Origin of the sequence: Pseudomonas fluorescens, from assembly GCF_902497855.1 — a bacterium.
Taxonomy (GTDB): Bacteria; Pseudomonadota; Gammaproteobacteria; order Pseudomonadales; family Pseudomonadaceae; genus Aquipseudomonas; species Aquipseudomonas fluorescens_BI.
The window spans coordinates 937,246-949,988 of sequence record NZ_CABVHU010000001.1; the positions used below are offsets into that span (position 1 = coordinate 937,246).

General features: G+C 63.5%; 14 protein-coding genes. 6 read left to right on the forward strand and 8 right to left on the reverse strand.

What is annotated here, in order from left to right; genetic code table 11:
* Window positions 1-147: 147 nt before the first annotated feature.
* The 6 genes from F8N96_RS04455 to F8N96_RS04485 form a co-directional block, all read right to left on the reverse strand.
* Window positions 148-813 carry a response regulator transcription factor gene (locus tag F8N96_RS04455; protein WP_150764813.1) on the reverse strand — a complete coding sequence of 222 codons (666 nt, stop codon included), beginning with the start codon at window positions 811-813 and terminating at the stop codon, window positions 148-150.
* A 56-nt stretch (window positions 814-869) separates the two neighbouring features.
* Window positions 870-1,427, reverse strand: a complete 558-nt coding sequence (locus F8N96_RS04460) for a PQQ-dependent catabolism-associated CXXCW motif protein (RefSeq protein WP_150796747.1) — start codon at window positions 1,425-1,427, stop codon at window positions 870-872.
* A gap of 242 nt (window positions 1,428-1,669) precedes the next feature.
* Window positions 1,670-2,461, reverse strand: a complete 792-nt coding sequence (locus F8N96_RS04470; protein ID WP_150796749.1) for an ABC transporter permease — start codon at window positions 2,459-2,461, stop codon at window positions 1,670-1,672.
* On the reverse strand, window positions 2,458-3,189 hold the full coding sequence (locus F8N96_RS04475; RefSeq protein ID WP_150796750.1) for an ABC transporter ATP-binding protein: 732 nt from the start codon (window positions 3,187-3,189) through the stop codon (window positions 2,458-2,460). The genes F8N96_RS04470 and F8N96_RS04475 overlap by 4 nt, the downstream gene beginning before the upstream one ends.
* Complete coding sequence (locus tag F8N96_RS04480) at window positions 3,186-4,160, reverse strand: YVTN family beta-propeller repeat protein (RefSeq protein ID WP_150796751.1); 975 nt, start codon at window positions 4,158-4,160, stop codon at window positions 3,186-3,188. The genes F8N96_RS04475 and F8N96_RS04480 overlap by 4 nt, the downstream gene beginning before the upstream one ends.
* A 33-nt stretch (window positions 4,161-4,193) precedes the next feature.
* Complete coding sequence (locus F8N96_RS04485; protein WP_150796752.1) at window positions 4,194-5,378, reverse strand: ABC transporter substrate-binding protein; 1,185 nt, start codon at window positions 5,376-5,378, stop codon at window positions 4,194-4,196.
* 156 nt (window positions 5,379-5,534) lie between these two features.
* Between F8N96_RS04485 and F8N96_RS35680 the strand changes: the two genes are divergently transcribed.
* From F8N96_RS35680 to F8N96_RS04495, 3 genes are read left to right on the forward strand one after another with little or no spacing between them, the layout of a single operon-like run.
* Entirely contained in the window at window positions 5,535-5,657 is a 123-nt protein-coding gene (locus F8N96_RS35680; RefSeq protein ID WP_263596449.1) for a hypothetical protein, read from the forward strand.
* A gap of 2 nt (window positions 5,658-5,659) precedes the next feature.
* Window positions 5,660-6,922 carry a sensor histidine kinase gene (locus tag F8N96_RS04490; RefSeq protein ID WP_150796753.1) on the forward strand — a complete coding sequence of 421 codons (1,263 nt, stop codon included), beginning with the start codon at window positions 5,660-5,662 and terminating at the stop codon, window positions 6,920-6,922.
* Window positions 6,919-7,557, forward strand: a complete 639-nt coding sequence (locus tag F8N96_RS04495) for a response regulator transcription factor (RefSeq protein ID WP_150796754.1) — start codon at window positions 6,919-6,921, stop codon at window positions 7,555-7,557. Before F8N96_RS04490 ends, F8N96_RS04495 begins: the two co-directional genes overlap by 4 nt.
* 140 nt (window positions 7,558-7,697) lie before the next feature.
* Here the strand turns inward: F8N96_RS04495 and F8N96_RS04500 are convergent, their stop codons facing one another.
* Window positions 7,698-8,348, reverse strand: a complete 651-nt coding sequence (locus F8N96_RS04500) for a pentapeptide repeat-containing protein (RefSeq protein ID WP_150796755.1) — start codon at window positions 8,346-8,348, stop codon at window positions 7,698-7,700.
* A gap of 136 nt (window positions 8,349-8,484) precedes the next feature.
* Entirely contained in the window at window positions 8,485-10,377 is a 1,893-nt protein-coding gene (gene exaA / locus F8N96_RS04505) for a quinoprotein ethanol dehydrogenase (RefSeq protein ID WP_150796756.1), read from the reverse strand.
* A gap of 253 nt (window positions 10,378-10,630) precedes the next feature.
* Between exaA and pedF the strand changes: the two genes are divergently transcribed.
* From pedF to F8N96_RS04520, 3 genes are read left to right on the forward strand one after another with little or no spacing between them, the layout of a single operon-like run.
* Window positions 10,631-11,092, forward strand: coding sequence for a cytochrome c-550 PedF (pedF, locus tag F8N96_RS04510; RefSeq protein WP_150796757.1), 462 nt, complete (start codon window positions 10,631-10,633; stop codon window positions 11,090-11,092).
* A gap of 3 nt (window positions 11,093-11,095) precedes the next feature.
* Window positions 11,096-11,974 carry a substrate-binding periplasmic protein gene (locus F8N96_RS04515; RefSeq protein WP_150796758.1) on the forward strand — a complete coding sequence of 293 codons (879 nt, stop codon included), beginning with the start codon at window positions 11,096-11,098 and terminating at the stop codon, window positions 11,972-11,974.
* The gene (locus F8N96_RS04520) at window positions 11,971-12,732 is read left to right on the forward strand and encodes a quinoprotein dehydrogenase-associated SoxYZ-like carrier (RefSeq protein WP_150796759.1); all 762 of its coding nucleotides are present in this window, start codon (window positions 11,971-11,973) and stop codon (window positions 12,730-12,732) included. Before F8N96_RS04515 ends, F8N96_RS04520 begins: the two co-directional genes overlap by 4 nt.
* The last annotated feature ends 11 nt before the right edge of the window (window positions 12,733-12,743 follow it).

Genomic DNA, 12,743 nt, shown 5'->3' on the forward strand with positions numbered 1-12,743 from the left:
TGATCGTTCCCACGCTCTGCGTGGGAATGCAGCCCGGGATGCTCCGCGTCCCAAAAGCGGACGCAGAGCGTCCGGTGAGGCATTCCCACGCAGAGCGTGGGAATGATCAGGGTGGGGTCGCAGAGCGTGGGAATGATCAGTTTGGGTCTAGCGCCGCAGATACGACCCGAAATCAATATCCCCGGCACTCAGGATCGCCTGCACCCGGTTATGCACATTGAGTTTGCGCAGGATCGCCGAGACATGGGCCTTGACCGTGGTTTCGGCGATTTCCAGGGTGTAGGCGATCTGTTTGTTCGACTCGCCCTTGGTCATGCGCTCCAGCACCAGCAACTGCTTGCGGGTCAGGGCCTGCAGCAGTTCCGGCGGGAAGCTCGGGGTATCGTTCATCCGGCGATGGGTGCCGCTTTTCTGCGTGCGGATGATGTCCGGTGGCAAGTACACATTGCCGTTGAGAATCTGCTGGATGGCCTCGGTCATCTGCGCCCGTGGCGAGGATTTGGTGATGAACCCCACCGCGCCATAGGTGATGGCCTGCAGCACGATCTGTTTGTCCTGCTCGGCGGAGACGATCACCACCGGAATGGTCGGCGCCTCGTTGCGCAGGTTGATCAGGCCGTTGAGTCCGTGCATGCCGGGCATGTTCAGGTCGAGCAGGATCAGGTCCAGGTCGTCATGCTCCAGGGTCAGGGCCAGGGCGCTGTCGAGGTCGGCGGTTTCCATCACCTCGCTGCCCGGAAAACCATCGCTGACGACGTTATGAATGGCTTCGCGAAACAGCGGGTGATCGTCGGCAATCAGAATTTTGTACATGGCCTTTCACCTCATTATTTTGATTATGGTGTGGCAACAACACGCAAGCGTAAAGATCAGGGAAAGGGCTCGGGTTGGGCCGGGGTCACGGGCAGGTTCGCCGCTTGCCAGGCATCCAGGCCGTCGCGGTACCAATACAGTGTCTTATAGCCCATGGCGGCGGCACGCTTGACCGCGTTCCAGCTCAGCCAGCAATCGGAGCGGCAGTAGAAGACCAGCGGTCGCGCCAGGTCACCGGCGGTCAATGTGTTCAGGTTACGCGCAAAATAGGCTTGCCAGGCGGGTGGCAGATCACCGTCACCGGTGTTGGCCAGCCAATGGCTGCCGGGCAGGTTCTCATGGGGCTGATCTTCGATGAAACGGCCTTGCAGCCATTGGCGGCGGTAGACGTCGATCAGCAGCGGGCGCGGCGTTTGGCTGAGCAGGGTTTGCAGGGCGGGCGTGTCGATGATGGACCCATCCTGCAGTCGATTCGGGGTCGGGCTGCGGTAGAGACCGATGCGATAGCTGTCGGCGGAGAACAGCGGCGTGTCGGCCTGGGCGACGCCCAGCAACAGGCTCAGCGACAGCGCAGCGAGAGAAGGGCGTAGCAGACAGGGTCGGGCACGCGGCATGGGGTTCGATCCTTATAGTTATGAACCTATTACATGCCAGTGGCGGTGCGAATGGAATGCGACGATAGACAGGTCAAGCAGTACTAAAGTAGTAATTTTCAGGCTGAAGCGGATGATCGTTCCCACGCTTCGCGTGGGAACGCAGTCCGGGACGCTCCGCGTCCCAGAGTGGACGCGGAGCGTCCGGTGAGGCATTCCCACGCGGAGCGTGGGAACGATCGAGCACCGGGGGATTTGTGGTGTCAGGTGGATTTGCGCAGGGCGGCGTGTTGCGGGTTGAAGGTGAGTACGGCGAGCAGGGCGAACACCAGCGTCAGCCCCACGCATACCGCCAGCGCCAATGGATTGAAGCGCTCGTACAAGGCAAACCGCACCAGCTCCACCGCATGGCTGAACGGGTTCAACGCGCACAACCAGTACAACCACTCGCTGGAATCGCGCATCTTCCACAGCGGATACAGCGCCGACGACAGGAAAAACAGCGGGAAGATCACGAAGTTCATCACCCCGGCAAAGTTCTCCAGCTGGCGGATGGCATTGGACAGCAGCAAACCCAGCGCGCTGAGCATCAACGCCACCAGCAACAGCGCCGGCAAAGCGATCAACAGCCCCATGGCCGGTGGCTGCACGCCGTACACCCAGGCGATCGCCAGAAAGGCATACACCTGCAACAGCGAAATCAATGCAGTGGCCAACAGCTTGCTGCATAGCAGGAAGGTGCGGGGCAGGGGGCTGGTCAGCAGTACGCGCATGCTGCCCATTTCCCGGTCGTAAACCATCGAAAGTGACCCTTGCATGCCATTGAACAGCAGGATCATGCAGGCCAGGCCAGGGACGATGTAGACCTCGTAGGGAATGTAGGTGTCATAGGGCGCGATGATCGCGATCCCGAGTGCCGCGCGAAAGCCGGCGGCGAACACCAGTAGCCACAGCAGCGGCCGCACCAGTGCGCTGAGGAATCGCGTGCGCTGGAGGACAAAACGCAGCCACTCGCGCAATACGATGCCGCTGAAACACTGCCAGTAGGCATTCATGGCGCGACTCCAGAAGTCGTCAGGCGAGCGAAAGCCGACCCAAGGTCGCCACCATGTTCCAGGCTCAGGGCATCGGCCTGCCCGCTGGCCACCAGCCGGCCCTGATGGAGAATCAGCAAGTCGTCGCTGGCGTGCACTTCATCGAGCAAATGGGTGGTCCAGAGCACGCTGAGGTGCTGCTCGCGGCACAGGCTGCGGATGTGCCGGTTGAGCGCCAGGCGGCTGGCCGGGTCGAGGCCGACGCTGGCTTCGTCGAGCAGCAGCAGGCGCGGTTCATGCAGCAAGGCCCGGGCGATTTCCACCCGGCGCCGATGGCCGCCATTGAGTTCGCGCACCCGCTCGCGACGGCGTTCGGTCAGGGCCTGCCGGGCCAGTTCGGCGTCGACTCGCAGGCCGGTCTGACGCCGCGACATCCCATGCAGCGCGGCGTGATAACGCAGGTTCTGCTCGACGCTGAGGTCCAGGTCCAGGGTGCTTTGCTGGAACACTACGCCCAGTTGCCTGAGCGCCGGGCGCGGCGCGTTGCGCAAGGAACAACCGCCGACCCGGATGTCGCCACGCTGCACTTCATAGAGCCGGGTGAGCAGGGCGATCAGCGTTGACTTGCCCGCGCCGTTGGGTCCCAGCAGCGCCGCAAATCGCCCGGGTGCCAGGCTGAAACTGACTTGGCGCAACGCCTCCCGCGCGCCATAGGCAAAACTCAGGTCGCTGACGTCCAGGGCGTTCATGGCGTCACCACCACGCCCCACGGATAACGCCCGACCTTGACCGACTTGACCACCTTGAGGCTGTCGACATCGATCACCGACACATCGCCGCTGACCCCATTGGTGGCCAGCAGTTGCTTTTGGTCCGGGGTAAACGCCATCTGCCAGACTCGTCGCCCGACCAACAGATAATCAAGAATCTCGAAGGTCTTGGCATCGATCACCGCGACATGGTTGGCGGGGCCAAGGGCGACGAATCCGTACTTGCCGTCGGCGCTGAGCTTGATGCCCACCGGCTGGACTTTATCCGGGTGCACGCCCTTGATCTGGAAAGTCAGCGTCTTGAGGACCTGGCGGCTCGCAACGTCGAGAATCGTCACCGTGCCGCCGATCTCCGCCGAGGCCCAGAGCCTGGAGCCATCGGGCGTGAACTCGACGAAGCGCGGCCGCTGGTCCACCAGGGTGCTGTCCGCCAGGGTCTGGGTGGCGGTGTCGATCCAGTGCAGCATGTTGGTGGTTTCGCTGGTGTTCACCGCCCACTTGCCGTCCGGGCTGACGGCCATGCCTTCGGGTTCGACGCCGACGCTGATCTGGCTCAGCACCTTGGAGGTTTCGGTGTCGATCACCGTCACCAGCGCGTCGTCTTCGTTGGAGACATACAGCCAGCGATTGTTCGGGTGCAGGGCGAACTGCTCGGGGTCTTTGCCCGAGGGCAGCTCCTTGATGATCTTGCGCGTGGCGACGTCCATCACCTGAACCCGGTCCGAGTCGCTGGCGCAGATGTACAGCAGCTTGTTGTCGTGGGACAGCAGCAAACCGCGCGGACGCTGGCCGACAGTCAGGGTGTCGGTGACTTGCAGGGTCTGCAGGTCGATCAGGCTCAGGCTGTTGTCTTTTTCGTTGGACACCCAGGCGGTCGTGGCGGCGGCGTGCCCGGCGGCGAGCAGCAGGGCCCCGGAAAGCAGGGAACGGCAAAGCAGGGAGCGGCGCATGGCGGATTCCTTATTGTTGTTGTGATTGGAGGATCAGGGAAAGCGGCAGCTGACCTCGGGCTTGTCATACCCAAGGCTGTCCATTTCATTGAAGGGATGCAGGAAACCGTCTTGTGGCGAGGTGCTGACCAGCGCCCGGGGTTGCACGATGGGGATCGGCTGGCGCAACTGGCCGTTCCACGGGCGATAACTGAGCTTGCGACCCTTGAAGCCGTCCAGCGGCAATTGATCGCTGATCTCCAGTTGGCGGATCGCCACCGGATCGACCTGGCGCAATTTGCTCACCGCGCTGGCGATGCTGCGCACGGCGATCCAGGCGGCGAAATCGCGGTCGTTCATCCAGCGCCCGGCCAGGGCTTCGAAACGTTTCTGCAACTGCGCGGCGCCGTAGGTTTCCACGGTCTTGTGCCAGCCCACCGGGGTCAGGCCCTGGGTGCCGGCAACCGGCCGCGGATACCAGGTCTGGTAGGGCACGTATTCGCCGAAGTCGCCGCGCTCATCGGCCACCAGCACCACGTCGTACTCGGCGGTCTGGGTGAACAGCGGCATGTCGGCCTGGGCGCTGCGGCGTTGGTCGTTGTCGAAGCTCCAGGCTTTTTCCGCCACCAGTTTGAGGCCGAAGCGCTTGGCGGCGCGCCGCAGGGCGGCGGCATAGGCCTGGTCGTCCGGGGTCGGGCCGACGATCAGCAGCGCCCGTTGCCATTTGCGCACCACCAGAAATTGCGCCAGGGCATCGGCCAGCATCGCCCGGCTCGGCAGGCTGTGCAGCACGTTCAGCAGGCAGTCGGTGGTGCGCAGGCTGTCGTCGGGGCTGCCGGCGTTGAACAGCAGGCTGTCGGGCAGGGCTGCACTGAGTTGGCGCAGGCTCGCGGCCGGAGCATTCACCACGAACAGGCGCAGGCCTTGCGCGTGCTGGGCTTTGGCCGCGTCGAGCAGGGCTTGCGGGTTGTCGACGTTGGCGCTGGCCAGGCGGTAGCTGTGGTTGAGAAAACGCCCGGTGCTGTTGCTGTCGGTAATCGCCAGTTCGGCGCCACGCAGCCCGGCATCGACCGGCTCGGGAATGACGTTCGACAACAGCGGGCCCGGGTCCGGGCGATAGCCCAGATAGCCGATCTGCACCTGTAACGGCGCGTCCGCGGCCTGGCTTTGGGTGGCCAGCCCGGCAGCGCAGGCAATCGCCAGCAGGTAGATCAGGGCGTAAGGGGCAAGCTGGCGCATAAGGCACTCCTTTACAGGTAGCGCCAGCATAGGAACCCTTGGGCAGGGATGAAATATGCAGAAAGTACCAGTCAGCCAGTACCAAGGTAGTAACTCGCCCCGGGCGGCGCGGTTTTAGCATGGCAACAACGGCCATCACCCTGGAGGCGATCGATCATGCGAATTCTCAAAGCACTGCTGTTGCCGTTGCTGCTGATTCTGACCCTGATCGGTGTCGACAAGCTTCACGGCCCGCGCCCGGCGCCGTTGCTGGTGATGCCCGCGACACCGGGGCGCTAACCGTGTCTGCCCTGTGGCGGATCAACCTGTGGGTGTGCGGATTTTTCGCCCTGGTGACCCTGGCGTGCATGGGCTTGCTGGTGCACCAGGCGCTGGCGGACGTGGAGCGTGAGCTGCAGTCGGCCGAAGCGGTGGTTGAATACTTGAGCGAAACCGCCGGGCGTGACCCCGCCAGCCTGCAGCCAAGGCTGACCGGCAGTTTGCGTCACGTGCGGGTGCGCTGGCTGGAGCCGGGCGAACAGGCACGGCTGCCGGTGCAGGACGGGCTGGATGCCTGGCTCGGGCGGCTGTTATTCGCCCAGGCCCGGCACAGTGCGCAGGTGCTGGATCTGCAGGATGGGCGGCGGGTACAGATCGCGGTCGATCCCCGGGATGAAATCGATGAGGTCTGGGACTCGCTGCAACAGCTGCTGAGCCTGTGTGGCCTGGCGTTGTTGTTGAGCCTGTTGACCATCCGCTGGGCCGTGCGCCGGGGCATGGGCCTGCTTGATGACTTGCTGCGGGCGTTGCAGCAGGTGTCCGGTGGCCAACTGAACGTGCGGCTGCGCGCCGAAGGCATGCCGGGGGCGCGGCAACTGGCGTTGCATTTCAATCGCATGACCCAAGCGCTGGAGCAGGCGCGCGGCGATAACACCCGGCTGACCCGGACCTTGCTGGCGGTACAGGAGCAGGAACGCACTCATCTGGCGCAAACCCTGCACGATGACCTCGGTCAGTACCTGGCGGGCATTCGCGCCCAGGCCTGTCTGTTGCGGCTGGTGGCGGATCAGCCCCTGGTGGTGGAACGCACGGCGCGCGAACTGGAACACAACTGTGAACACCTGCAACAGGGCTTCCGGGCGCTGGTGCATGACTTGTATCCGGTGGTCTTGCAACACCTGCCATTGGCCGAAGCGTTCGGCTTGCTGGTGGAGCAATGGCCGGGGCGGCAGGGGATCGATTGCCAGTTGCACGTCAGCCCACATTTGCCGACGTTGTCCGGGCCGGACAAGACTCATCTGTACCGCCTGCTGCAGGAGGCGCTGACCAACATCGCCCGTCACGCCGGCGCCAGCCAGGTGCGGGTGCGCCTGCAATATCGCGACGGGCACTTGCGCTTGCTGATTCGCGACAACGGTCGCGGCGCACAACAGCCCCAGCGGCCGGGCGTCGGTTTGTATTCGATGTTCGAGCGCGCCCGCAGCCTGGGCGGCGAGCTGCGGATCATCAGCCATCCCGGTGCCGGTTGGGCACTGGCCTTGAGCATGCCTTTGGAGGCGTCATGAATATTCTGCTGGTCGATGACCATGCGGTGGTCCGTCAGGGCTATGCCAGTCTGTTGCGGGCGTTGCTGCCGGCGATGGACGTCCGTGAGGCGGCCACGGGTGAGGAGGCGTTGGCGCGGGTTCAAGAAGCCGTGCCGAACCTGGTGATCATGGATTTTGGCCTCCCGGGGATCAGTGGCCTGGAAACGACCCGCCGATTGCGCCAGCGCCTGCCGCAATTGCGGGTGCTGTTTTTCAGCATGCACGATGAGTTGCCGCTGGTGCGTCAGGCGCTGGACGCCGGTGCGTCGGGTTACCTGACCAAAAGCTCGGCGCCCGAGGTATTGATCGAGGCTGTGCGACGGATCCTGGCGGGGCACGCCTATATCGAACAGCCGCTGGCCACTCAACTGGCGTGCCATCCGCAACAGGACGCCAGCGATCCGCGGTTGCAGAGCATGACCCAGCGCGAGCTGGAGATTTTCGTGATGCTCGCCAAGGGGACGCCAGCACGGGTGATTGCCGAGCAGTTGAGCATCAGCAGCAAGACGGTTTCCAATCACCTGACGTTGCTCAAGAGCAAGTTGCAGGTGACCTCCCATGCCGAACTGGTGCATCTGGGGATTGATATGGGGGTGGTGCGTGTGGCGAATTGATAGAAATCACATGTCCCTGTAGGAGCTGGCTTGCCAGCGAAGACGGTCTTTCTGCTTGCAAAGATGTTGTCTGAACAATCGCCTTCGCTGGCAAGCCAGCTCCTACATGGGTCTGCGTTGTATCGAACGGGTCGGTGGAGTCATTTGTTCCACGTGGTCGGGCACCCCGTACACCCCTCCATGTTCGCATCCTGAAAGTTCGCATAATGCTGGCGCGACCCGCTGAGGTTGGCCTGCTCCAGATTGCTCTCACCAAACTTGGCTTCCTGCAGATTGGCATCACCCAGGTTGGCACCTTTGAGATCGGCCTTGCTCAGCCAGGTCATTTCCAGGTCCGCAGCGCGCAAATCGGCGTTGTGCAACTTGGCGCCGGAGAGGCGGGCGAACTGCAGGTAGGCGCCGCTGAGGTTGGCGTCCTGGAACTGCGCACCCTGGGCAAACAGCCCCCAACCCTGGATCGCCATCAGCGTCGCGCCGGTGAAATCGGCCAGGCGCAGGTTGCTTTGTTGCAGGCTGGCACGGGTCAGGTTGGCGCCTTGCAGTTGGGCTTTTTCCAGGTTGGCGAGGTCGAGGCGGGCGTGGCGCAGGTCGGCATCGCGCAGGTCGGCGCCGCTGAGGTTCATGTTGCGCAGGTCCTGATTGCTCAGGTTAGCGCCTTTGAGATTGGCGCCGGGGCATTGGCTGTGGGCGGCGATGGTGCAGCCGTTGATGATCAGTGGGGTGTCTTCGCCGGTGTCGTTGGCGAATGCCGGGAGGGTGGTCAGCAACAGCACAAGAGGCAGGTATTTCATGGCGGGTTCTCGTCGTGTAGGTGGGCGCTTTCGCTGTAGGAGCCAGGCTTGCCGGCGAACGGGACGCCGCAGTGCAACAGATACACCGCGGCGTCCCGTTCGCCGGCAAGCCTGGCTCCTACAGCGAAGGGGGGTATCAGCGTTTCGCAGATTGCTGATCCCAACTCGGGATCTTGAACACCCAGAACGACCCGCCCTGAGCCACTGGCTTGGTCAGTTCGGCCATGTCGCCGCCCCACAACGGCACCGCGCCGCCGTAACCGACGGTCACCCCCACGTACTGCTCGCCATCCTGTTCCCAAGTGATCGGCGGCGAGACGATGCCGCTGCCGGTCTGGAACTTCCACAGCTCGGCACCGGTTTTCGCGTCGAAGGCCTTGAGGAAACCGTCGCCGGTACCGGTGAACACCAGGTTGCCCTTGGTCGCGAGTACGCCGGCCCACAGTGGCAACGCTTCCTTGTGTTCCCAGACTACCTTGCCCGTGGTCGGGTTCATGGCCCGCAGGCTGCCGACGTGATCGTCGTACATGCGCTTGATGCGAAAGCCCATGCCCAGATAGGCCGAACCTTTCTTGTAGTTGACCTCCTCGGTCCAGTACTCCTCCTTCCACTGGTTGCCCGGAATGTAAAACAGCCCGGTGTCCTGGCTGTACGCCATGGGGTTCCAGTTCTTGCCACCCAGGAACGGCGGCGACACTTCCACGGATTTGCCCTTGGATTCGCCCGGCAACGGTTTGGCCGGACGCTGGCCAGGATTCTCCACCGGCTTGCCGGTCTTGAGATCGATGTGGCTGGCCCAGGTGATGTTGTCGACGAAGGGGAAGGCGTTCTGCAGTTTGCCGTTGTTGCGATCGACCACGTAGAAGAAGCCGTTGCGGTCCGCGTGACCGGTGGCCTTGACCGTCTTGCCGTCCTTGTCCTTGTAGTCGAACAGCACCAGCTCGTTGTTGCCGGAGAAATCCCAGGCGTCGTTCGGCGTGTGCTGGTAGAACCATTTCACCTCGCCGGTGCTCGGGTCGACGCCGACCTGGCCCGAGGTGTAGAGGCTGTCGTAGTCGTGCGGGTTGCCGTCCTTGGACGTGCGCGCCCAGGTATTCCACGGGCCGGGGTTGCCGGCGCCGACGATGATGGTGTTGGTCTCCGGATCGAAACTGGCGCTCTGCCAAGGGGCGCCGCCGCCGTGGCTCCAGGCTTCGACCTTGCCGGTTTCGGTGGTCGGATCATCCGGCCAGGACGGCGCCTTGACATCACCGGTGGTGGTGCTGTCCTTGCCGTTCAAGCGGCCCATGTGACCTTCGACGAAAGGTCGCATCCAGACTTCTTCGCCGGTGTCCGGGTCGCGGGCAAAGAGCTGCCCGACCACGCCGAACTCGTCGCCGGAGCTGCCATGGATCAGCAGCACCTTGCCGCTGGTCTTGTCCTTGATCAGCACCGGGGCGCCGGTCATGGTGTAGCCGGCGGCGTGGTCGCCGAACTTCTTGTTCCACACCACTTTGCCGGTGTTCTTGTCCAGGGCGACCAGCCGCGCGTCGAGGGTGCCGAAATAGATCTTGTCGCCATAGATGGCGGCCCCGCGATTGACCACGTCGCAGCACGGACGAATGTTGTCCGGCAGGCGATGGTTGTAGGTCCACAGGCGCTTGCCGGTCTTGGCGTCCAAGGCGAATACCCGGGAATAGGAACCGGTGACGTACACCACGCCGTCGCTGACGATCGCCTGGGACTCCTGGCCGCGCTGCTTCTCGTCGCCGAACGAATAGGACCAGGCCGGCGTCAGCTTGAACACGTTCTTGTCGTTGACCTGGGCCAGCGGGCTCCAGCGCTGGGCGTTGGTGCCCATGCCGTATTGCAGCACGTCCTTGGTGGTCAGGTGATCGTTGGCAATGTCTTCCCAGGTCACGTTGCGGGTGGGGGCCGCGGGGGTGGTTGCGGCGTAGCTGGCAGTGCCCAGGGACAAGGTGCCCACCAGCAAAAATGCCTGCACGGCAAGGGTCAGCGGGGAAAGGGCGGGTAACGATCTTATTGTCATGGTTGCAGTTCCCAGTGAGGTTTTGGCCTGCACAGGGTGGTGCGCCCGGTGGGTTGCCGGATACGGAAAAAGTCCCGCCGTGGCCGGGAAAACTTCCCATGGGGCACCTGAATTGGGCGTGCGCCACAAGCCCTACTACCAAGGTATCGGGCGGCGGACACCAAAGCAGCATGGGACTGGCGCAATGCCCTTCCTAAGATGGGTGCCATAGCCTCTTCAAAGAGGTTTTGCGTGCAATCTCGAGGGCATAACAATGACTACAAAACGCAACGCCTTGCTTGTTGCCGGACTGCTGGCCGGTTTCATCAGTGCAGGTTCCGCCTGGGCCCACGGCAACGTGGTACCCCAGGCCGTCGCAACCCAGGGCCTGACCCCGATCAAGGACGCCGGGGTGCAGGTCGATGCCGATGGCTGGGCGGCGGTGAACCCGTACCGCACCACCGCGGAACATGACAAGGCGGTGGAAATCGGTTCTTCGGCCTACAACCAGAACTGTGCGGCCTGCCATGGCCTGGAAGCCAAGTCCGGCGGCATCGCGCCCGACCTGCGCATGCTCGATGTCGGCGAGGCCGGAGATGAATGGTTCGTCGAACGGGTCCGCCACGGCGCCGTGCGCGATGGCCGGGTGTACATGCCGAAGATGGCCGACTACCTGAGCCAGGAAGCCTTGTGGGCGGTACGCACTTACCTGGATAGCGTTCACGTCGAGGAATGACCCATGCGCCTGCTCGCTGTGTTGATCAGCGCTGTGTTGCTGTGCTGCCAGGTCGCGCAGGCGCAGATTCGCACCTATGACGAAATGATCGCCGCCGGGGAGCTGAAAGTGGCGGTCTACAAGGACTTCGCCCCCTACAGTTTCGAAGACGCCGGCCAGCCGCGCGGGGTCGACGTCGAACTCGCCCAGGCCTTGGCCCGGGCGCTTGGCGTGCGCCTGGCGCTGATCTGGGCCCCGGCCGGCGAGAAGCTCGACGACGACCTGCGCGACTACATCTGGCGCGCCAGCCAGTTGCACGACCTGCAACTGGCCGACCTGATGATGCGCGTGCCCTACGATCAGGACTACGCCCGTAAACGCAACGAGCTGGGCGAACTGGAGAACGGTCATGTGGTGATGTTCGGGCCGTACCAGAACGAACAATGGCAGGTCGCCTATGACCGCCGGCGGCTGGACAAGGTGGGCAGCGTCGCCGTGTTCGAGCACCACCCGATCGGCGTCGAAGTCGACAGCGTGCCGTCGTTCTACCTGACTTCGGTGTTCAACGGCATGCTCGCCGGCAAGACTCATCATTACCCTGGCGTGCGCCAGGCGTTCGCCGCGATGAAGGCCGGTGAAGTCGATGCGGTGATGGCCATGCGCGGCGAGATCGACTGGCAGGTTCACCAGGCGGCGGACCCGCAGGTGGCGCTGGCGGAAAACGCCTACCCGAACATGGGCAAGCAACGCTGGGAGATCGGCATGGCGGTGCATGAAAGCAACCGGCAGTTGGCTTACGCCGTGGAGGAAGCTCTGGAAGCCTTGATTCGCGACGGCTCGGTCAACGCCATTTATGGCCATTACGGCCTGCGCTATGACGTGCCCGGGATGTACCAACAGTGAACTGGCGAGCGGGTTGTCTGCTGGCCTGCTGGCTGTCGATGGCCGCGCACGCGGTGGACATCGCGCCGGGCAAGGATCCGGTGCCCTCGGTGATGTGGGCCTTCTATCACAAGCAGATGCTCGGCGACGCGCCGTTCGTGTTTGACGATCGGGTCAAGCTGCTTGCGCCGCCGTTCGCCGAAGACGCCCGGCAAGTACCGCTGGAAATCGACGCCCGGGCCTTCAAGGGCGAGGTGGTGAAAATCCTCGCCTGGGCCGAGCTCAATCCCTTGCCGAAAATCGTCGATTTCCAACCGCTTGAGCGTGTGTTGCCATGGCTGTCGCTGCGCATCCGCATCGAACAGGCCACGCCGTTGCGTGCGGCAGTGCTGACCCGCGATGGCCTGTGGCATGTCGGCTCGACCCTGATCGATGCCGCGGGCGGCGGGTGCACGGCGCCGAGCGTGGTGCGCACTCAGCCGGGTTGGGAGGAGCACATCGGCGAAGTGCTTGGCGGGCGTTACCCCCGTGGCGAGTTCAGCCGTTTGCGTTTGCAAGTGGCGCACCCGATGGACAATGGCATGGTCAGCGGCATTCCCGAATTCTTCATCAACCAGGCTGAATTGCGCGACGGCAATGATCAGCTGCTGGCCCGTCTCGAGTTGTTTCCCGCCGTCAGCGAAAACCCCAACCTGGCCTTCGATATCGAAGGGGCAGGGCAGACGCGCCTGTTGCTGCGCGACAACAGCGGCAATCAATTCGATGCGGCCATACCCTGACCCCAAGGAGC